This is a genomic window from Bacillus chungangensis (assembly GCF_030812995.1).
Taxonomy (GTDB): domain Bacteria; phylum Bacillota; class Bacilli; order Bacillales; family Bacillaceae_C; genus Bacillus_CF; species Bacillus_CF chungangensis.
On the sequence record NZ_JAUSTT010000002.1, the window covers coordinates 19,612 to 40,225 of the forward strand.

The following is a 20,614-nucleotide window of genomic DNA, read 5'->3' on the forward strand; positions in this document are numbered from 1 at the left end:
TTTATATTTCACCTCATTATTGGTGATTATGTTGCAAAAGTTTCTTGACTATCGGAGGTCCTTGCATGAAAAAAACAAATACACGTTTCGTTTTTATCGCTCTATTTGTAGCAACCTTTTTAACTGCGATAGAAGGAACAGTCGTCACTACCGCAATGCCGACTATCATTGGTGAATTACAAGGGATAGAATTAATGAACTGGGTATTTTCCATTTATTTATTAACATCTGCAGTTACTGTTCCGATTTTCGGAAAAATGTCCGATCTTTATGGTCGAAAAATCATTTTCATGATTGGAACATTGATTTTTTTAATTGGGTCTATCTTATGCGGCTTATCACAAAATATGGAGCAGCTCATCATTTATCGTGCTATTCAAGGGATTGGAGCAGGTGCTATTATGCCTGTTACGATGACCATTATTGGGGATATTTATCCATATGAAAAAAGAGCTAAAATGCTCGGTTTTTTAGGAGCAGCCTGGGGAATAGCTGGAGTACTCGGACCTTTAGTCGGCGGCTTCTTTGTTGATCATTTAACATGGCACTGGATCTTCTTTATCAATATCCCCTTTGGACTCATTGCTACTCTTATGGTTGCTGCTTCTTTAAAAGAAGTCATTGAAAAAACAAAAAAGAAAATAGATTATATTGGAGCGATTACATTTACAGCTGGAGTGCTAGCACTTCTGTTTGCACTTCAAAAAGGAGGCGATACGCAAGATTGGTTTTCGCTTTCCGTTTTAGGGCCTTTTATCGCTTCGATCATATTACTCACTCTCTTTATCATCATTGAATCAAAAGTAAGTGATCCCATCATTCCACTTCAGCTTTTTCGCATTCGTGTGATCTCTGCTGCAAATGGAGTCGCATTTCTTGTAAGTGCTGTCCTGATCGGAACAATGGTTTACATCCCGATGTGGGTACAAGGTATTCTTGGCTACGGCGCTACATTATCAGGATTAATGCTTGCCCCCACCTCTCTCACTTGGATGGTCGGGTCTTTCTGGGGCGGGAAGATGTTGCTGCAAAAAGGCGAGCGTTTTTCAATCACTGTTGGTGCTGCAATCCTATTAATTGGGAGTATTTGGCTCTCTACTTTCACGAGTAAAACCCCTTCCCTATTATTTTATCTGCTATCAGCAATATTGGGGTTAGGTTTTGGGATTGTCATCACCATTACAACCGTATGTGTTCAATCTGCAGTAGACTGGAAATCACGCGGTGTTGCTACCGCTTCTAATACCTTTTTTAGGACGCTTGGACAAACAGTCGGCGTTGCTTTACTAGGCACTTATTTTAATGCAAAGATATCAAAAAGTATGATTGCCAATCAAGCGGAAAACATTGATCCAAAAGAATTAAACTTACTAATTAATCCTCATACAGCAGCAGACGTTCCTGCGAATACACAATCGCTTTTGCGAGTTGTGTTGACGGATGGTCTGCATCACGTTTTTATCGCGATTTTAGCAATTGCAGTACTCAGTCTGCTCTTTAGCTTGCTATTGCCTAAAATCAAACTTGAAACGGAACACTAGATCATTACCTGCAATGATGAAGATAATGACATTTCCTATATCTATCTATTGACTTCAAAAATAAGTATATGTACTATAAACATAAGATTAGCACTCTAATAGTTGGAGTGCTAATTTAGTTAAACTTATTATTTTTTATTTTAAATTTGAAAGGAGACTCCTTTATGACGAAAAAACCTTTTAAAGCTGAATCGAAAAAACTACTCGAGATGATGATAAACTCCATATACACGCAGAAGGAAATCTTTCTTCGAGAGCTTATTTCTAATGCAAGTGACGCAATAGACAAACTATATTACAAAACATTGACTGACGATAAATTAGTATTCAACAAGGACGATTTTTACATAAAAGTATCCCCTGATAAAACAAACCGTATTTTAACAATTAGCGATACAGGCATCGGAATGACAAAAGAAGAGCTTGAAAATAACCTTGGGGTTATCGCGCAAAGCGGATCGTTGGCATTCAAGATGGAGAATGAACTACAAGATGGGCACAATATTATCGGCCAATTCGGGGTTGGGTTTTACTCGGCATTTATGGTGGCAGATGAAGTTGCAGTCATAACGAAAGCTTTAGGCAGCGATGAGGCTTTTAAATGGGAATCTAAAGGCGCGGATGGATATACAATTGAACCATATGAAAAAGATGAAGTTGGAACCGATATCATTTTAAAAATAAAAGACAACACCGAAGATGAACAGTATGATGAGTATCTGGATGAGTATCGCCTAAAAGCGATTATTAAAAAATACTCTGATTTTATTAGATACCCTATTAAGATGGAGATAACTGGACAAAGACCTAAAGAAGACAGCGACAATGAATTTGAGGAATATGCAGAAGAACAAACGATCAATAGTATGGTTCCAATCTGGCGAAAAAATAAAAATGAACTTACAGATGAAGATTACGCTAATTTTTATGCTGAAAAACACTATGGCTTCGATAAGCCTATTAAACATATCCATATTAGTGCTGATGGTGCTGTATCTTATCATGCCATCTTGTTTATCCCAGAAAACACGCCGTTTGACTATTACACGAAAGAATATGAAAAAGGATTGGAGTTATATTCCAATGGTGTGTTAATTATGGATAAGTGTGCAGAATTGCTGCCAGACTTCTTTAGCTTTGTCAAAGGGATGGTCGATTCCGATGATTTGTCCCTTAATATCTCACGGGAAATGCTCCAGCATGACAGACAATTGCATTTAATTGCGAAAAATATTAAAAACAAGATCAAAAGTCAATTGCAAAGCTTATTAAAAAATGATAGAGAGCAGTATGAAAAATTCTTTCAATCATTTAGCAGACAATTAAAGTATGGTGTATATAGCGATTATGGAGCGAATAAGGAAGTCCTCCAAGACTTGTTATTATTCTACTCATCTAAAGAAAAGAAATTAGTCACTTTAGATGAATATGTTTCGAGAATGCCAGAGGATCAGAAGTACATTTACTATGCTGCTGGCGAATCGATCGATAGAATCGAAAAACTTCCGCAAACAGAGATTGTATCTGACAAGGGATATGAGATCTTGTACTTTACCGATGACATTGATGAGTTCGCAATTAAGATGATTATGAACTATCAAGAAAAAGAATTCAAATCTGTATCAAGCGGCGACCTCGGGATTGAAGCAGATAATGATGAAACTGCAACGAATGAAGAAGATAGTCATAAAGAGCTATTTGATTATATGAAAGACATCTTGAAAGACAAAGTGAAAAGTGTCAAAGCATCTAAAAGATTGAAGACCCATCCAGTATGCCTTTCTACCGAAGGCGAATTAACGATAGAAATGGAAAAAATCTTAAAAGCAATGCCGAACAGCCAAGATGTGAAGGCGGATAAGGTATTGGAAATCAACATTCATCATGAAGTATTCCAATCGTTGAAAGATGCTTATGAAAAAGATAAAGAGAAATTAAATCTATATACAAATTTATTGTACAATCAAGCACTATTGATCGAAGGATTGCCAATTAACGATCCGGTTGAGTTCACCAATGATATTTGTAAAGTAATGGTTTAATTCGAGCGGTTCGCATTTAGATGATTTCATGAAGAAAGCGGCTAAAAAGGAGATGTTGGAACTCTTTTTAGCCGCACTTTCGTTAGTGCTGTTCTTCATATGCAGTAATTTTATCTACATAATTTAAAGTGACCGCAATCTCATCCCAGCCATTTAGAAGCATTTCTTTTCGATACGCATCAATGGGAAACGCTGCCTCAAATCCAGTGTTGTCTGATACCACTTGCTTTTCGAGATCAACAGAAAGCTGATAGTTCTCTCTTTCTGCCTTATGAATGATATCCTGGACATCTTTTTCAGGAAGTTTAATTGCCAAAAGACCGTTTTTTGAACAATTGTTATAAAAAATATCAGCAAAGCTTGGAGCTATAATCACTTTAAAACCATAATCTTGCAATGCCCACGGTGCATGCTCTCGAGATGAACCACAGCCAAAATTATCGCCAGCTACCAATATCGAAGCTTCCTTATATTGAGGCAGATTCAATATAAAGTCTTTCCGTATAGTTCCTTGATCATCAAAACGCCAATGGTAAAATAAAAATTGACCGAAGCCTTGGCGTTCAATTCTTTTTAGAAACTGTTTAGGAATAATTTGGTCTGTATCGATATTTACACGATTAAGAGGACAAACAATGCCTGTCAGCTTTCGAATCGGTTCCATTTTTATACCTCCAACGCTTCATTTTCTACTAATTTTCTGACATCTGTAAATTTGCCTGTCACTGCTGCGGCAGCAGCCATTTGCGGACTAACAAGATGCGTTCGTGATCCATTGCCTTGCCGTCCTTCAAAATTTCTATTCGATGTCGATGCACATCTTTTTCCTGATGGAACAATATCATCATTCATCGCCAAGCACATACTGCAGCCGGATTCTCTCCATTCAAAGCCAGCTTCTAGAAATACTTGATCAAGTCCCTCTTCTTCAGCAGCTTTTTTTACTGTTTGAGAACCTGGGACGACAATTGCTGTTACACCTTTCTCTACTTTACGTCCTTTGACAACTTCTGCCGCACCCCTTAAATCGCTCAACCGTGAATTTGTACAAGAACCGATGAACACATAATCGATTGGGATATCTTCTATCTTTGTTCCTGCTTCCAAAGCCATGTAATTGAGCGCTCGCTTGACAGCTTCCCGGTCGGATTCCTTCACAAAATCATCCGGTGATGGCACTTTACAACTGACGCCAAGTCCCATAGAAGGGTTCGTTCCCCACGTTACTTGCGGTTCTATTTCTGATGCGTCTATTTCTAACGTTTGATCATAGAAAGCACCTTCATCGGTTGCCAAAGATAGCCAATATGCTTTTGCTTTGTCAAATTCTTCTAGTGTCGGACCATATTTACGGTTTTTCAAATAAGCAACTGTTTTCTCATCAGGACTAATTAAGCCAGCCCTTGCTCCCGCTTCAATAGACATATTGCAAACTGTCATCCGCTCCTCCATAGAAAGGTTGCGAATCGCTTCTCCAGTATATTCAATAACATAGCCTGTTCCAGCACCTATACCGAATTTTGAGATAATTCCTAAAATTAAATCCTTCGCTGTTACACCAAAACCTAGCTTCCCATTCACTTTTATTTGCATCGTTTTTGGTTTTGCTTGCCATAAAGTCTGTGTTGCGAGAACATGCTCTACTTCACTCGTTCCAATTCCAAATGCCAATGCACCAAAAGCTCCGTGAGTAGAAGTATGACTATCACCGCAAACGATTGTTTTTCCTGGCTGTGTTATGCCTAGCTCAGGTCCAATAACATGGACAATCCCCTGATCAGGGTGATGAATATCTGCAACCTTCACCCCAAATTCTCGGCAGTTTTCTTGCAGTGTTTCTATTTGTTGTTTGGCAATATGATCCTTAATGATATGAGGATTCACCGTTGGGACGTTATGATCCATTGTTGCAAATGTTAAGTCTGTTCTTCTTACTTTCCGGTTTGCCATCCGTAAACCTTCAAAAGCCTGCGGCGAAGTGACTTCATGAACTAAATGTAGATCGATATAAAGTAGATCGGGTTTTCCTTCTTCTTGGTGTACAACATGCCGTTCCCATATTTTCTCAATGATTGTTTTTGGTTTCATTAATGACGTCCTCCTTACTGATGTTCCATGTCCTTAAAGATAGCAAGTGAGAATACCTGAGGTTGCATGGTTTTCTTCTAACCGATCGACAACTAGACGCGTCATCATTTTCGTTCCTACCACCGTATTTCCTTGGTCAGATTGTATATCTTGTGTACGGTAGCCGGCATTCAATACTTCATTTACTGCCTGTTCCACTATCCTTGCTTCCGCGTCAAGTCCAAACGAGTATTTTAGCATCATTGCCGCCGATAAAATCATCGCTAGAGGATTGGCTTTATCTTGCCCTGCTATATCTGGAGCCGAGCCATGAATCGGCTCGTATAAACCGAAGCCATCGGCCCGAAGACTAGCTGAAGGCAGCATTCCAAGCGACCCTGTAATCATCGAGGCTTCATCGCTTAAAATATCTCCAAATAAATTTTCAGTTACGATCACATCAAAATCTTTCGGTTGATGAATGATTTTCATTGCAGCTGCATCAACGAGTATGTGCTCTACCTTTACCTCTGGATAAAGAGCTGCTTTCTCCTTGACAATTTCTCTCCACATACGGCTAGATTCTAATACATTTGCTTTATCGACTGAAGTGAGCTTTTTTCGGCGAGCCATTGCAATTTCAAATGCCTTTTCTACGATTCTTTCAATCTCATGGCGCTCATAATATAGCGTGTCAACAACAATCTCCTGATTTTCCCCACGCCTTTCACTTGGTTTTCCAAAATAAAGTCCGCCAGTCAATTCTCTCACGATCATAAAGTCAACGCTGTTTACTAGCTCTTTTTTCAATGGCGAAGCATCGATTAAACTTTCATAAGCAGTTATCGGCCGTAAATTTGCAAACAAACCTAATGCTTTTCTAATTCCAAGCAATCCTTGCTCTGGCCGAACCCCTGAAGGATGATGATCCCACTTTGGGCCGCCAACTGCACCAAGTAAAACAGCATCACTTTGTTTACATAATGCAACAGTTGCTTCGGGAAGCGGCGTTCCTTCTTGATCAATCGCAGCCCCCCCAATTTCCGCTGTCTCCATTTCAAATTCATGTCCAAATCGCTGCCCGATCGCTTGGAGAACATCCATGGCGCCATAGGCAATTTCACGACCGATTCCGTCGCCAGGCAACACTGTAATTTTCTTTTTCATATTCGGTCCCTCCAACGTTCCATTTTTTAATTCGTTGAATACGAGTGCCGGGATTTTTTTATCCGGCACTCTTTAGTTTATAGACGTTGTTCCATATGTTCTGCCTTGTTTTGCGATTGTATTTATCGTGATGTTCTTCTGCTAAAGGTACTCGCGTCCTCGGTAAACCTACCTATCCTCGAACAACGCCATAAGTATGTCTTAACTATCTTCTTTCTTGAACTCTTCAGTACTTTTCGAATACATTATTTACGATGATACCTTCTGCTTTAACGCCTGACTTTCGTAAAACAACAGTCTATTAACTGCATTTAAGTAAGCACGAGCTGAAGCTTCTAGAACATCTTGTGCAGTTCCTCTGCCGCTTGATTCCCTGTCGCGGCAAGTGATTTTTACATAAACATCCGCTAGCGCATCACGTCCGCCCCCAACTGAATGAAGTTTGTAATCTAACAACTTCACTGGTTCAGCGACAATTTTTTCAAGCGTATTATAGATTGCTTCCACACTTCCAGATCCAGTAGCAGCTTCATCAATGTGAACACCGTTTGGAAGAATCACAGAAATCGTCGCCGTCGGAATATTTTCTGTTCCATATTGAACTTGAATGCTCTTTAATTCGTATTTAGGAACATCAGCAGCTTCTGTTTGTTTGTCAGTCAATAGGGCAAACAAGTCTTCATCGGTAACTTCTTTTTTCTTATCTGCCAAATCTTTAAAGACAACAAACACTTCTTTTAGCTTTGCATCATCGAGTTCAAAGCCAAGTTCAAGTGCTTTATTTTTGAAGGCATGTCGGCCGGAATGCTTTCCAATAACAAGATTATTAGAGTTTACACCAATTAACTCTGGCGTAATAATCTCATAAGTTGATTTTTCTTTTAGCACACCATCTTGATGAATGCCTGATTCATGGGCAAAAGCATTGGCACCAATGATTGCTTTATTTCCAGGCACCGGCATCCCTGTCAGCTTACTTACGAGATTGCTAGTACGTTTGAACTCATTCAGCTTCAATTGAGTTTGAGCTTGATAAAAATCTTGTCTAATATGAAGAGCTACCGCTGTCTCTTCAATCGCAGAATTTCCAGCGCGTTCACCAATACCATTAATCGTACCTTCAATTTGATCGGCACCATTTTCAATCGCTGCAAGTGTGTTGGCTGTTGCCATCCCCAAGTCATCATGCGTATGTGCTGAAAGCTTTACGCGATCGACATTTGGTACGTTATCCTTTATATATTTAAAAAGTTCGCCGTACTCATGAGGGCTGCTATAGCCAACCGTATCTGGCAAATTAATAACTGTTGCTCCTGCTTTTATCACTTCTGTCACAATTTTGGCAAGAAAGACACGATCAGAGCGAAAAGCATCTTCTGCTGACCATTGAATATGTGTAAAGCGATCCTTAGCATATTTGACTGCACTTACAGCACGCTCGATTACCTCATCAGGTGTCATTTTTAATTTGTATTGCATGTGAATTTGCGATGTTGCGAGAAAAATATGAATGCGTGGGCTTTCAGAATCTTTTAATGCTTCCCAAGCAGCATCAATATCTTTCTGATTTGCTCGAGCAAGCCCAGTAACAGAACAATTTTTAATGATATTGGCAATTTTCTTAACAGATTCGAGATCTCCTCGAGATGCAGCCGGAAAGCCTGCTTCAATAATATCGACGCCAAGCTTTTCAAGCTGCTTGGCGATTTCGATTTTTTCTATCGTATTCAAGTTTACTCCTGCTGATTGTTCTCCATCTCTTAGCGTTGTGTCAAAAATGTCAATTTTTCGCACCGACTGCCACTTCCTTTTTGGATTGTTTTTTAACAAATGGCATCATATTGCGAAGCTCTCTTCCTACAACTTCAATAGAATGAGCTTTTTCTGCTTCATTGATTGCATTGAATTCTGGACGATTTGCTTGGTTTTCAAGAATCCAGCCTTTTGCAAACTTGCCTGTTTGAATGTCTTTTAATATTTCCTTCATTCGTGCTTTTGTTTCGTCATTAACAACACGTGGTCCAGAAACGAAGTCTCCCCATTGAGCAGTATCAGAAATTGAATATCTCATACCTTCTAAGCCGCCTTCGTACATAAGGTCAACGATTAATTTTAATTCATGCAAACATTCAAAATAGGCAACTTCTGGTTGATAGCCTGCTTCTGTTAATGTTTCAAATCCTGCTTTCACCAACGCGGTTAATCCACCACAAAGAACTGCTTGTTCTCCAAATAAATCTGTTTCAGTTTCCTCTTTAAAGGACGTTTCAAGAACGCCTGCACGTGCAGCGCCAATACCTTTTGCATATGCTAATGCAATATCTTTCGCTTTGCCAGACGCATCTTGGTAAATGCCGAATAATGCAGGTACACCAGCACCTTCTTCATAAGTACGGCGGACTAGATGGCCAGGCCCTTTTGGAGCAACAAGAAATACATCTACGTCTGCAGGTGGTGTCACTTGGCTGAAGTGAATATTAAAACCATGTGCAAAAGCAAGCGACTTGCCAGCTTTTAATTCTGGCTTAATTTCTTGGTTATAAACGTGTGGCTGCAATTCATCCGGAAGTAGAATCATGATTAAATCTGCTTCAGCAGCTGCTTCTTGAACAGATTTTACAGAAAATCCATCTTCTACTGCTTGATCCCATGATTTTCCTTTTCTTAGTCCTACTATCACTTCAAATCCACTATCGCGCAAGTTTTGTGCATGTGCGTGCCCTTGTGAGCCATATCCAATAATCGCAATCTTTTGACTACGTAAAACCTCTTCATTAATATCCCCGTTATAATAAACTTTTGCCATTTCTCATTCATCCTCTCAATTTGTATAAAAATTTTATATATAAAATGTGCGTGAACACATCTTTTCCAATTTGCTAAATTTATTGCAGCAGGTAATATTGCTTCATATCTGCAACTGATTTTTGCGTGCCTCTAGTAAAGGCGGTAATCCCTGTTCGAGCTAATTCCTTAATGCCATAAGGTCGAAGAAGATCAATGATCGCTTCTATTTTTTCAGAATTTCCTGTCACTTGTACAGTCACGCTGTCTTTTGAAATATCAATCAAGGAAGCCCGAAATGGTTCGACAATACCTTTTATTTCACTTCTCGTTTGCGCATTGCTCATCACCTTAATTAAAGCAAGTTCACGAGCTACAATTGCTTGATCAGTAATATCAGTTACCTTGAGTACATCGATTTGCTTATTGAGTTGTTTAATAAGCTGCTCAAGCTTGCGATCATCTTCCACACTAACGACAAAAGTCATCTTAGAAATGCCTTCTGTTTCTGTTTGCCCAACTGTAATACTTTCAATATTGAATTGTCGTTTTGTAAATAAACCAGTAATCCGATTTAAAACGCCACTTGAGTTATGAACTGTTGCCGTTACGATTCTCCGCTTCATGGTTTCACCCCTATCATTTCATGTTGTCCTTTCCCTGGTGCAATCATTGGATAGACATTTTCTCTTGGACTAATACGACAATCGATCAACACTGGCTGCCGATCTTTCATTGTTTCTCTTAGTATCTTTTCAGCCTCTGCTTCAGATTGTACTTGGTAGCCTCGAATTCCAAATGATTCAGCGAGTTTTACAAAGTCAGGCTGCATTGGAATAAGCGATTGAGAATAGCGTTCTTCATAAAATGTTTCTTGCCACTGTCTTACCATTCCAAGTGCGGCATTGTTCATAATGACTATTTTCACTGGCAACTTTAGCTCCACCAGCAGCATTAACTCTTGAAATGTCATTTGAAACCCTGCATCACCAACAATTGAGACAACTGTTTTCTCCGGTGCGGCAATTTGTGCCCCAATTGCTGCCGGAAAACCAAAACCCATTGTTCCTAGACCACCCGACGTTACCCATCTATTTGGTTCATTAAGCTCATAAAATTGAGCTGTCCACATTTGATGCTGTCCGACATCTGTTGTCACGATCGCATCCCCATTTGTCATTTCATAAATCATTTTTACTAGTTTTTGCGGGGAAATTGCTTCGTTGTTTGATTCGTTATACCAAAGTGGATATTCCACTTTGTATGCTGCTAAAGCTTTTAGCCATTCCTCAGACTGAGCTGGTTCTCCCTTTCCAGCCAAAAGGCTGAGAAGAGCTTCTCTCGCATCGGCAACAATTGGTATTTGTGTTGTGATATTCTTTCCGATTTCTGCTGGATCAATATCAATATGTGCAACAGTAGCATTCGGCGCAAAATGATCAATATTCCCTGTTAAACGGTCATCAAAACGGGCGCCAATACAGATAAGCAAGTCACTTTCATACATTGCCATATTAGCGGTATAAGTTCCATGCATACCACCCATTCCAAGAAACAGCGGATCGTTAGCAGGAAACCCGCCTAACCCTAGCAGTGTATTAACAACAGGAATTTTCATATTTTTTGCAAATGTAAACAATTCTTCAGAACATTTTGCGTGAATAATGCCAGATCCCGCTAACAGCACTGGTTTTTTTGCAGTCCGAATTGCTTCGATTAGCTTTCTTATTTGCAGCACATTTGGTGCTAATGTTGGTTGATATCCTGGTAAATTGATCTTTGTTTGAAAAGAAACAACTGCATCTTCTGAAGCAATATCTTTAGGAATATCAACGAGAACAGGACCCGGCCGCCCGGTTGTTGCAATATGAAAGGCTTCCTTTATAATCCTTGGCAGTTCTTTCACATCTCTCACTTGATAATTGTGTTTTGTAATAGGCATCGTAATCCCGACGACGTCTGCCTCCTGAAATGCATCTGTTCCAATTACACCTCGGCCAACCTGTCCAGTGAAAATAACAAGCGGCATCGAATCCATCATCGCATCTGCAATCCCAGTGACAAGATTGGTAGCACCAGGCCCTGATGTTGCAATGACTACCCCAGGTTTTCCAGAAATGCGCGCATATCCTTCCGCAGCATGTATTGCACCTTGTTCGTGGCGGGCTAGCACGTGGTCAATCGGATTTTTATAAAGCGCATCATAAATCGGCAAGACCGCCCCGCCTGGGTATCCAAAAATGACTTCTACCTTTTCATTTTTTAATGCTTGGATAAAAATATCCGCGCCATTCATTGCTTTTTTCGCCATCGGTTCAGCTTCTGGCTCTACTTTCAACCTCATAAAACTCCCTCCAAATGAATAATGATGCTACAGTAATGCTTCAGTGTCTTATTAACTTAAAGTCTATAAATATAGTCAAAAAAAACCATTAAATCAGAATTGTTTATTTTTTAATGATAGGCGAGCTGCGGATTGAATTCTCTCGTATTTTTGAACAATCCCATTAACAATTCAATGCATATAAAAAAGCCTTTTCACCCACTACGCCTAACACTTTGGTTAGCGCAGGGGTGAAAAGACTTTACAAAACCACTTTTCACGGTACCACCCTGTTTTTAAGATATTTTCGCAAATATCTCCTTATGAACAGCTAAGAAACCTGTTCTTTTTTGATAACGAGTACCTGGATATACTCGATCGATCCTACTGGTTTAACGTTCAGACCGACACTCAGAGGCGATGTCGCATTAGGAGGCATTACCGGTTCTCAGCATCACCGGCTCTCTGTAAATACCAATCCCTAACACTTTTACCCCGTCAACGTGTTATTATATTATATTTTCATGACTCCGCCTGTACTTGCAGAGGTAACTAGTTTTGCATATCTTGCTAAATATCCTTTTGTTATTTTGGGTTCTGGCTGAACCCAATTCTCTTGACGCTGCTTTAATTCTTTGTCTGATAAGAGTACATTAATTGTCCGCTCTTGCAAATCAATTGCAATTTTATCTCCGTTTTCGATTAATGCGATAGGGCCGCCTTCAGCAGCTTCAGGTGAAATATGCCCAATTGAGATGCCGCGAGACGCTCCTGAGAAACGTCCATCTGTTATTAAAGCAACCTCAGTTGATAGTCCGCGTCCAGCAATTGCAGCTGTTGGTGCTAACATTTCAGGCATACCCGGTCCACCTTTCGGACCTTCATAACGAATGACGACAACATGACCGCTTTTTACGTCGCCATTGTTAATGCCTTGTTGTGCAGCTTCTTGAGATTCGAAGACAATGGCTTCCCCAGTAAATGTTTTAATTGAAGGATCCACTGCTCCAACTTTAATGACAGCACCATCTGGTGCAATATTGCCATGAAGAATCGATAACCCCCCTACAGGACTGTAAGGATTGTCTTTGCGGCGAATGACTGTATCATTTTTGATATCGTAATCCTTTACTGTTTCGTACATTGACTTCCCAGTTATCGTAATACGGTCTTTATGAATCGCACCCTCAATGGAACAAAGCTCTTTAATAATTGCACTAACACCGCCTGCATTGTGAACATCTTGCATCGTATATTCCGAAGCAGGGCTGATTTTTGCAAGATATGGAACACGCTTCGCAACTTCATTAATTTGTTTTAAATCATAATCTATTTCTGCTTCATGTGCAATAGCAAGTGTATGAAGAACTGTATTTGTTGATCCGCCCATCGCCATATCTAGGGCGAATGCATCGTCGATCGCTTCTTTCGTAATAATATCTCTTGGCTTTATATCCTTTTTAATCATCTCTAGCAAATATTTTACTGCATCTTTTATGAGCTGATGGCGTTCTTTAGAGGTTGCAACAATCGTACCATTCCCAGGAAGTGCCATTCCTAGCATTTCCATTAACGAGTTCATTGAGTTTGCAGTGAACATTCCCGAGCATGAGCCGCATGTAGGACATGCATTTGTTTCAATATCCAATAATTCCTCCGCTGACATTTTCCCTGACTGGTGGGCGCCGACTCCTTCAAAGACCGATGCCAGTGATAATGGCTTGCCAGTACTTGACGTTCCACCTTCCATTGGTCCGCCAGAAACGAATACGGAAGGGACATTTGTCCTTGCAGCTGCCATAAGCATGCCAGGTGTAATTTTATCACAATTCGGGATATAGAAAACACCATCGAACCAATGAGCATTAATCACTGTTTCCGCAGCATCAGCAATCAATTCACGACTTGGCAGCGAGTACCTCATACCGATATGTCCCATTGCAATACCATCATCAACACCAATTGTATTAAATTCGAACGGAACGCCGCCTGCTTCCCAAATTGCTTCTTTTACAACTTCAGCAAATTTTTTCAAATGAACATGGCCCGGGATAATATCAATATAAGAATTGCAAACCCCGATAAATGGCTTATCTAAATCTTTCATTTTAACACCAGTTGCATAAAGCAAACTTCTATGTGGTGCTCGATCTATTCCTTTTTTGATCATGTCACTGCGCATTGTTGTATCTCTCCTTCAAAATCCTGTTAAACAGCTTGAGCGCCATTATTTCCGTAAACTTTTACACCGTCTGCAGTGACAAGCTTTCTAAAATCTTCTAGCAACTGTTTTGTGTATGTTCCTGGCATACCATTTCCAATTGTTCTGCCGTCTACTTTCACTACTGCGATTACTTCCGCAGCAGTTCCTGTCAAGAAAACTTCATCTGCTGTATAAACATCATGTCGTGTAAATACATCTTCTCTAATGTCAAAACCTTTTTTCTTAGCAAGATCGATAATAGCGTTGCGTGTGATTCCTTCTAAAGCTCCCACATACCCAGGCGGTGTTTTAAGCACATTATTCTTTACAATAAAGATATTATCTGCCGATCCCTCTGCTACATATCCTTGATCATTGAGCATTAGCGCTTCATTGACACTTGCTAGATGCGCCTCTATTTTCACTAAAATATTATTCAAGTAATTTAAAGACTTTACTTTAGGAGACAAAACATCTGAGCGGTTCCTGCGGCTAGCGACTGAAACAATCTCAATCCCAGTTTCATAAAGCGCTTTTGGGAAAATAGACAGCTGTTCTGCGATAACAATGACTTGAGGGTTTTTGCAAGTACTTGGATCTAACCCTAAATTGCCGACACCACGAGAAACAACTAAGCGAATATAAGCATCTTGATATTCATTCTTCTTCAGTGTATTTACGACAATTTTTGTCAATTCCTCTTTGCTGTAGGGAATCTCCAACATAATGGATTTTGCTGAATCATAAAGCCGATCAAGATGTTCACTCAAACGAAACACATTCCCGCTGTACATTCGAATCCCCTCGAACACCCCATCGCCATATAAAAACCCGTGATCATAAACAGAAACTACTGCTTCTGCTTTTTTAACGAATCTGTCGTGCATAAAGATCCATTGCTCGCTCACAATGTTCACTCCTTTCTTTATTCAATTTTCAGTTTCTTCTCTTTCACTTTTTCTAATAAAATTTTGTAAATTTGATGGTATGTTAGTTGAAAAAATAATTAATTGAAGACTATCATACGACCCTTTTGGCTAGAGGTCAATATCTTTTTCATAAGTTTTAGATAATTTCGATTTGTTAGATTTATTTGCAACCGCTTACATTGTTCTAAAGATCAACCTTTCACGCACCTTCATTATTTTTGAATTATTTATGAACAAATGGTGAAAGCTGCTATTTTTTTGTTTATTTATGCATCATAAAGGATAAAAATGGTATTCCCTTTATTTCTTGGAGGATACATCGCCATGGAAAAGACAAGGTGGGGGACTTCCCCCACTGATTTTCGAAATGAGAAAAAATCTGTTGTAAAAAAGAGTGAAGCGTTTTTAAACGTGGAATAATTGCTGCAGTTTACCCAAAAAATACAAAACCAAGTGATACAAAGATCACGACTAAATAAATAACAATATAAATGTTGTTAAGGTTGCGAACATTTCTCTTAATAGAACTTGTCTCATATTCAGTTGACCTTGCAAGTTCATCTTCAAGAAGATCCCCTTTAATCTCATAATGTTTAATCTTTTTGTTTACATCCTTTCCAACAATTAACGTTAACAATAGGGCAAGCACACAAACGCCAATTGCCAATACCCCATACAACATGTACATATTTTTCTCCCCTTAGTAAATTAATAAGTCCTATATACACTAATATAACTCACTTAATGATGTATAGTGCCACTTTTAGTTAAACGTTTTGTGACACTTCAGTGAACTACTCCCACTTATGCTTCCCTTAAAAGTCGGAGCTTCCTAAAACAGAACATACTTGACTGCGTATTCCTTTACAATCAGCGATTTCTTTTCTATTCCTTAGGCTACTCCCTTCATTCCTACGATTTTTGTATATTTACATGAAGGCTAGCTGTCTTAGACCTTCAGTCAAGATGTTGATACTAGCGCTATATCTCTGTCATGGTTGGGTTCATAAACAAGATAAGTCCATTCTCGAATGTGAAAAGATTAACTGCCGTCCTTCGTGTCACATTTAGAACAAATTTGGTTGATCAAGACCTTGTTTTGATGCTGCGTACATTTTTTCTATCAGAAAAATCAGATGATACACCTCGCTGACACAGGCAAACCGACAATAAGAAGAAAATCTTTATTTAAAACTAGGTTTATGCTACCATTTACCAGTGAGTCTTATTTCCTGGTCGCAAAGGAGGAAGGAGGAGTAACGTGGACAAAAGTAAGATACAATTATTAGTTGTGGATGATTCAGCTTTTATGAGAAGTTATCTGAAAAGACTTCTAATCGATAGTGATTTTGAGGTCATGGCTGAAGCAAGCAGTGGTGAAGAGGCTATTGCTATTTATGAACGTTGCCAGCCTGATCTTGTTATACTTGACATTACCCTTCCGAAAATGGATGGCATTGAAACGCTTCGAAAAATCATCCAATTAGATCCACAAGCTAAAGTAGTCATGTGCTCTTCATTAGGTCAAAAATATTTGATTGAAAAAGCATTAAAAATTGGAGCAAAAGACTTTATTGTAAAGCCATATTTTGATCAATTCATATCAGTTTTGAACAATGTTATAACAAAGTAATTTTTTAACTGCAATATACATAGTTGAGAAAAAAGGCTGGAAGTCTTAAACAGGATTCATCTTTTTCTCCTTCGATCATTGTTTCAAAAATTAATTGCACTATTCGTATATATTGATTGTGTTTTCAAACCAAAATAACGATAAACAACGTCTTACTAAATGTAAAAAAAGAAAGGAGGATTGAAACATGGCCAATTTTTTATTGTGTCTTCAACTTTGGAGTCACTCTAAGGAGTGACTCCAGTTTATTTAGTCATTTGGTTTAAATGTTTTACAATCTGTCTCCTTTGAAGTCGATGCTTGCTTTCCTACATGGCTTATAACATAAATTTGTTCTGCCCCACATTGATTTCCATGTTCCCAATACGTACAATTATTGACCTCACAAAGTACGTCCTTTGCCATCACTCTTCACCTCCCCTATACTTGAAGAGTGCCCCAAAAATATGTGGATTAACCTAGAAAGAAGTGTCCATTTCTGAAAAAAAAAACACCAATAATTACAGCTACAAACATAAGTAATCTCTAAAATTTTTCTTTTTAGAAAGGTATTTTTTCACTTTTTCATTGAATATTTGATGCAACTTTCCTCTCAACTATTCATTTAGAAGGTGGCATATTGTATAGAGGTGGAGAAATCCACATGAGATCAATTTTTTGTTCAATGATATGTCGATTATCTTGAAATGAAATTCCATTTTCTTATGTGTAAGCGAATCGATACAAAGCTTTTGAATCACAAGAGTTCGACCATCTTTTTAGTTGAAACAAAGAAAATACAATAGCTTTCCTAGAAATTCACAAAATAACATCGTTCATAGAGTCATCGATTTTTATTGCCCTTCCCACGAAATATTTTACTTAGAGCAAAAAAAGTCGATGTTTGACCTCTTTATGTGAATGAAGAATACGGTGTTAGAGGCTTAGGATTTATAAATCCCGATCTACTTGCAATACCATCCTTACAGGTCAAGAAATGAAGTAAGTGAATGCTATAATCCTTCATAAGACTCCTTTACTGAATCCGGATAAAAACGCAGCTTAACTTAGATATGTCTCTGTTTTGGTTGGATATACAATGATTTAGACATGTGAACATCCTAGAATCTAGATATGATTTTCCATCTAAAAATCAGGAAGTTGTAAGAAAAATCAAAATATTAGACATCATTGTTTAGTCAACACTGCCTTATATTTTTCATAGGCTGCAACAAGTAATGTTACTGAACCAATTAGGAAAAGAATAGATCCTCCCAACGAGAAAAGAGAACCAATGAGCGCAGTACGTTCCCCAACAGCGAATTCATTTTCCATGTTTTCACCTCACTTTTTCCCATATGTATCTTATTCTTATCTATTGGGATTTGTGCTATAGCCTAGCAAAGTGAATGTTTTAAAGATAAAGACGAAAAAATAAAAACGCGTTTAGTTTTTAGAATGAGATTGAGATTCATTTTGTTCAGTAAATGGAAGTGGTTAATTGAAAGAGGAGGGCGATCCCTCCTCCTATTGAAAAATATGGGGCTATTTTCAATTTTTTAAGAAGATAAATAATAATAAATCTTAAATAGGATTGCAAACATAGTGTTATGATCAGCCTTAAAAAAAGCGATATATAAAATTAGGATGACTGACAATTCAAGTCCCAAACAATACCAAACTTATCCTGCACTTTTGCATAGGTTGCTCCCCAAAATGTCTTTTGCATTTCCATGAATACCTGACCGTTATTTTTTAATTTATTGTATATTTCCTTCATTTCCTCATCATTCTCTAACTCAATTGCTAAAGAGATTGCATTTCCTTGTTTATAAGGTTGGTCTGGAAACGTATCAGACATATAAATAATGAAATCTCCAGATCTCAGACGTGCGTGCATCACTCGATTTTTCGCTTCTTTCGGTGTCGGATAATCTGCTTCTCCAAACTTTTGAAATGCTAATATTTCCCCATGAAAAGTATCTTTATAAAATTGCAACGCTTCTTCAGCCTGTCCATCAAATAATAAATACGGAACAATCTGTTTCATTTAAACAGTCCCTTCACAGTTTTTATACTTTTTTTACTGTAATCATCAACATAAAAATTGTCAATTTGGTATCAATAAAAAACAATATTTTCCACTATTAATACTTTTTTATTGTAAATTCACTTCATTAATATGTTTAAAAATAAGTGCGTTTTTTAAACGTGGAATTAAGATACAAATAGATCTTTAATTTTAAAAAAGAAAAAACAAAAAAATCATTGACAGATTGAACAATTACATGTATATTATAATATGTTCCAGTAATGCTTACATAATGATTCTGTAGCTCAGCTGGGAGAGCGCCACCTTGACAGGGTGGAGGTCGCTGGTTCGAGCCCAGTCAGAATCATACCATTTAAAACATTGATATATAGCGATTCCTATTGATTTAGGAGTCGCTATATATTTTTTATAAACAATCATCCTGCCGACATTTTGACGGCAGAAAATAATTACTTAATGATTTTTAATATCTTTTGTTGATATTATCGTAAAATCTCTCCACTCTTAAAAATTTTTAATCCACTATTTCAACTGTAAGTATATCTTCAAACTTTATGTACTGAACTTTATCATCCTGATCTTTCAACCTTATTTCTTGTTTAATCTGATCCAAATAATGAATACGGCCACTTATAAAGCCAACTTCAAAAAAGTGGGGGGTCTTCTCTCATTCCCTACTCATAAACAGTAAAACAAAGGTTAAGATCGCAAGCGTCCTCGAAAAAGAAGCACACTTTTTTCTTCGTGCGGTGCTAATTCAAGAAGCTTTCCTTATCCTGTTTGCCTGAACCAATCCGATATTTGACTTTCCGTTATCCTTTGCCTAGCGCTTCTGATTCCTCTTACTCCCCAAGGTAGGGGTCTTGAATAGCTAGTTAGATATGGGATAAATCTAATAGAGGTTTTTAAAAAAAGCCCTTCTCTCGTAAGAAGGACTTTTTTAAATTTAACTCTACAACCTGGACATAATCAATATTAATACTCACAGTCTTTAGCGGTCGTATCTAACTTATCTTCCTTTATAGAATCCCAAAACTCTGAAAAAGAATCATTATAATAATCACTTATTATCTCGTAAGCACCATTATCTGCTTCCTCTTCATCAAATTCAGTCTCATCTATCCATTGGTAATAATGTTGAATTTCATGTGCCAAACTCTTTAACGTCATCAGAATAGCATCTTCTTTTCCATGCTTTTTTTCTAAATCATTAAAATCACCTGTGGCAATTCGCATATAGGGTTTGTTTGTCTTTTTATATGGTGCAAAAAAAGTAGCGCTTACTTCTTCTTTACTGTATCTATTTACGATATAATAATTCGATTTCACATAGACTTTAACTCTTATAGGAAACTCATAATTTCTTCGTAGCCATTTAGAAAAATGATTAAAAGCTTTTATTAATAAAGGATTAACATCCTTTTCAAAACGTATTCTAATTCCAGTTCTCATTTTTTCCCCTTTTTGTGTCCTTTTTTATCAATATGACCATTTCCTTGTAATTTATGATAACATAAGTATAAATACTCACTACTTTTTATTCAATTATTTTTACAAATTAAACTAAAATATTGCATAAAGTAACTTGTATAAAAAAATATATAATATTGCCTTTTTACCCTTATTTGGATAAAAAGGCAGAAGGGGAAAATGACTTTACCACTCTCACCTAATGCAACCACAAAATTCTTACCTACAACTAAATCAATTATCTTTTCAGGTAAATTCACTTTTTCTTTAGAAGAAATGGACCTCTTTTTTGTATCTCCTAGTCCTAGCTGCCCATAACTATTCTCTCCCCAAGAATATACTTCACCTTCAACTAATTTATAGATTGAATTATTGGCCACAAACAACCTGGCTTTTCCATCCGTTTCACGGTCATTAGGACAT

At 37.9% G+C, this 20,614-nt stretch carries 19 protein-coding genes and 1 tRNA gene; 4 read left to right on the forward strand and 16 right to left on the reverse strand.

Annotation, left to right across the window (positions count from 1 at the left end):
* Positions 1-65 precede the first annotated feature (65 nt).
* Together J2S08_RS02030 and htpG are read left to right on the forward strand one after the other, a co-directional pair.
* Positions 66-1,541: an MDR family MFS transporter gene (locus J2S08_RS02030; protein ID WP_307226174.1), complete on the forward strand. Its 1,476-nt coding sequence runs from the start codon at positions 66-68 to the stop codon at positions 1,539-1,541.
* Between the two features lie 164 nt (positions 1,542-1,705).
* Positions 1,706-3,583, forward strand: coding sequence for a molecular chaperone HtpG (htpG, locus tag J2S08_RS02035; RefSeq protein ID WP_307226176.1), 1,878 nt, complete (start codon positions 1,706-1,708; stop codon positions 3,581-3,583).
* Between the two features lie 82 nt (positions 3,584-3,665).
* Here the strand turns inward: htpG and leuD are convergent, their stop codons facing one another.
* The 10 genes from leuD to J2S08_RS02085 form a co-directional block, all read right to left on the reverse strand.
* Entirely contained in the window at positions 3,666-4,247 is a 582-nt protein-coding gene (gene leuD, locus J2S08_RS02040; protein ID WP_307226178.1) for a 3-isopropylmalate dehydratase small subunit, read from the reverse strand.
* Between the two features lie 2 nt (positions 4,248-4,249).
* Entirely contained in the window at positions 4,250-5,671 is a 1,422-nt protein-coding gene (gene leuC / locus J2S08_RS02045; protein ID WP_307226180.1) for a 3-isopropylmalate dehydratase large subunit, read from the reverse strand.
* Between the two features lie 33 nt (positions 5,672-5,704).
* Entirely contained in the window at positions 5,705-6,817 is a 1,113-nt protein-coding gene (gene leuB, locus J2S08_RS02050) for a 3-isopropylmalate dehydrogenase (protein WP_307226181.1), read from the reverse strand.
* 249 nt (positions 6,818-7,066) lie between these two features.
* Complete coding sequence (locus J2S08_RS02055) at positions 7,067-8,611, reverse strand: 2-isopropylmalate synthase (RefSeq protein ID WP_307226183.1); 1,545 nt, start codon at positions 8,609-8,611, stop codon at positions 7,067-7,069.
* Positions 8,598-9,623: a ketol-acid reductoisomerase gene (gene ilvC / locus J2S08_RS02060; protein WP_307226185.1), complete on the reverse strand. Its 1,026-nt coding sequence runs from the start codon at positions 9,621-9,623 to the stop codon at positions 8,598-8,600. Before ilvC ends, J2S08_RS02055 begins: the two co-directional genes overlap by 14 nt.
* A 79-nt stretch (positions 9,624-9,702) precedes the next feature.
* Positions 9,703-10,227, reverse strand: coding sequence for an acetolactate synthase small subunit (gene ilvN, locus J2S08_RS02065; RefSeq protein WP_307226187.1), 525 nt, complete (start codon positions 10,225-10,227; stop codon positions 9,703-9,705).
* Positions 10,224-11,945, reverse strand: coding sequence for an acetolactate synthase large subunit (gene ilvB / locus J2S08_RS02070; RefSeq protein ID WP_307226189.1), 1,722 nt, complete (start codon positions 11,943-11,945; stop codon positions 10,224-10,226). The genes ilvN and ilvB overlap by 4 nt, the downstream gene beginning before the upstream one ends.
* Before the next feature lie 493 nt (positions 11,946-12,438).
* Positions 12,439-14,106 carry a dihydroxy-acid dehydratase gene (ilvD, locus tag J2S08_RS02075; protein ID WP_307226191.1) on the reverse strand — a complete coding sequence of 556 codons (1,668 nt, stop codon included), beginning with the start codon at positions 14,104-14,106 and terminating at the stop codon, positions 12,439-12,441.
* A gap of 26 nt (positions 14,107-14,132) precedes the next feature.
* A complete protein-coding gene (gene ilvE, locus J2S08_RS02080) occupies positions 14,133-15,035 on the reverse strand; it encodes a branched-chain-amino-acid transaminase (protein WP_307226193.1) in 903 nt (300 codons plus the stop codon).
* Between the two features lie 451 nt (positions 15,036-15,486).
* On the reverse strand, positions 15,487-15,744 hold the full coding sequence (locus J2S08_RS02085; protein ID WP_307226195.1) for a hypothetical protein: 258 nt from the start codon (positions 15,742-15,744) through the stop codon (positions 15,487-15,489).
* Between the two features lie 573 nt (positions 15,745-16,317).
* On the opposite strand from J2S08_RS02085, the gene J2S08_RS02090 reads away from it, so the two are divergent.
* A complete protein-coding gene (locus J2S08_RS02090; protein ID WP_307226197.1) occupies positions 16,318-16,689 on the forward strand; it encodes a response regulator in 372 nt (123 codons plus the stop codon).
* 249 nt (positions 16,690-16,938) lie between these two features.
* Here J2S08_RS02090 and J2S08_RS02095 read toward each other — a convergent pair whose 3' ends face one another.
* The 3 genes from J2S08_RS02095 to J2S08_RS02105 all read right to left on the reverse strand — a co-directional run bounded on the left by J2S08_RS02095 (position 16,939) and on the right by J2S08_RS02105 (position 18,718).
* A complete protein-coding gene (locus J2S08_RS02095) occupies positions 16,939-17,094 on the reverse strand; it encodes a DUF1540 domain-containing protein (RefSeq protein ID WP_307226199.1) in 156 nt (51 codons plus the stop codon).
* 762 nt (positions 17,095-17,856) lie between these two features.
* Positions 17,857-18,003 (reverse strand): hypothetical protein, encoded by a 147-nt coding sequence (locus J2S08_RS02100; RefSeq protein WP_307226201.1) that lies wholly within the window; start codon positions 18,001-18,003, stop codon positions 17,857-17,859.
* A gap of 307 nt (positions 18,004-18,310) precedes the next feature.
* Complete coding sequence (locus J2S08_RS02105; RefSeq protein ID WP_307226203.1) at positions 18,311-18,718, reverse strand: VOC family protein; 408 nt, start codon at positions 18,716-18,718, stop codon at positions 18,311-18,313.
* A 276-nt stretch (positions 18,719-18,994) separates the two neighbouring features.
* On the opposite strand from J2S08_RS02105, the gene J2S08_RS02110 reads away from it, so the two are divergent.
* Positions 18,995-19,067, forward strand: a tRNA-Val gene (locus tag J2S08_RS02110).
* A gap of 168 nt (positions 19,068-19,235) precedes the next feature.
* Here the strand turns inward: J2S08_RS02110 and J2S08_RS22355 are convergent.
* From J2S08_RS22355 to J2S08_RS02120, 3 genes are all read right to left on the reverse strand, one after another.
* Positions 19,236-19,355 carry a YolD-like family protein gene (locus tag J2S08_RS22355; RefSeq protein ID WP_370875620.1) on the reverse strand — a complete coding sequence of 40 codons (120 nt, stop codon included), beginning with the start codon at positions 19,353-19,355 and terminating at the stop codon, positions 19,236-19,238.
* Positions 19,356-19,696: 341 nt separating this feature from the next.
* A complete protein-coding gene (locus J2S08_RS02115) occupies positions 19,697-20,173 on the reverse strand; it encodes a hypothetical protein (RefSeq protein WP_307226204.1) in 477 nt (158 codons plus the stop codon).
* An 89-nt stretch (positions 20,174-20,262) separates the two neighbouring features.
* On the reverse strand, positions 20,263-20,571 hold the full coding sequence (locus J2S08_RS02120; protein WP_307226584.1) for an RCC1-like domain-containing protein: 309 nt from the start codon (positions 20,569-20,571) through the stop codon (positions 20,263-20,265).
* Positions 20,572-20,614 lie beyond the last annotated feature (43 nt).

Coding starts and splice junctions, on each gene's coding strand:
- leuC (WP_307226180.1), bottom strand. CDS start 5,671: ATGAAACCAAAAACAATCATTGAGAAAATATGGGAACGGCATGTTGTA.
- J2S08_RS02030 (WP_307226174.1), top strand. CDS start 66: ATGAAAAAAACAAATACACGTTTCGTTTTTATCGCTCTATTTGTAGCA.
- J2S08_RS02100 (WP_307226201.1), bottom strand. CDS start 18,003: ATGGAAAATGAATTCGCTGTTGGGGAACGTACTGCGCTCATTGGTTCT.
- J2S08_RS02085 (WP_307226195.1), bottom strand. CDS start 15,744: ATGTACATGTTGTATGGGGTATTGGCAATTGGCGTTTGTGTGCTTGCC.
- J2S08_RS02115 (WP_307226204.1), bottom strand. CDS start 20,173: ATGAGAACTGGAATTAGAATACGTTTTGAAAAGGATGTTAATCCTTTA.
- J2S08_RS02095 (WP_307226199.1), bottom strand. CDS start 17,094: ATGGCAAAGGACGTACTTTGTGAGGTCAATAATTGTACGTATTGGGAA.
- ilvB (WP_307226189.1), bottom strand. CDS start 11,945: ATGAGGTTGAAAGTAGAGCCAGAAGCTGAACCGATGGCGAAAAAAGCA.
- htpG (WP_307226176.1), top strand. CDS start 1,706: ATGACGAAAAAACCTTTTAAAGCTGAATCGAAAAAACTACTCGAGATG.
- leuB (WP_307226181.1), bottom strand. CDS start 6,817: ATGAAAAAGAAAATTACAGTGTTGCCTGGCGACGGAATCGGTCGTGAA.
- ilvD (WP_307226191.1), bottom strand. CDS start 14,106: ATGCGCAGTGACATGATCAAAAAAGGAATAGATCGAGCACCACATAGA.
- leuD (WP_307226178.1), bottom strand. CDS start 4,247: ATGGAACCGATTCGAAAGCTGACAGGCATTGTTTGTCCTCTTAATCGT.
- ilvC (WP_307226185.1), bottom strand. CDS start 9,623: ATGGCAAAAGTTTATTATAACGGGGATATTAATGAAGAGGTTTTACGT.
- J2S08_RS02105 (WP_307226203.1), bottom strand. CDS start 18,718: ATGAAACAGATTGTTCCGTATTTATTATTTGATGGACAGGCTGAAGAA.
- ilvN (WP_307226187.1), bottom strand. CDS start 10,227: ATGAAGCGGAGAATCGTAACGGCAACAGTTCATAACTCAAGTGGCGTT.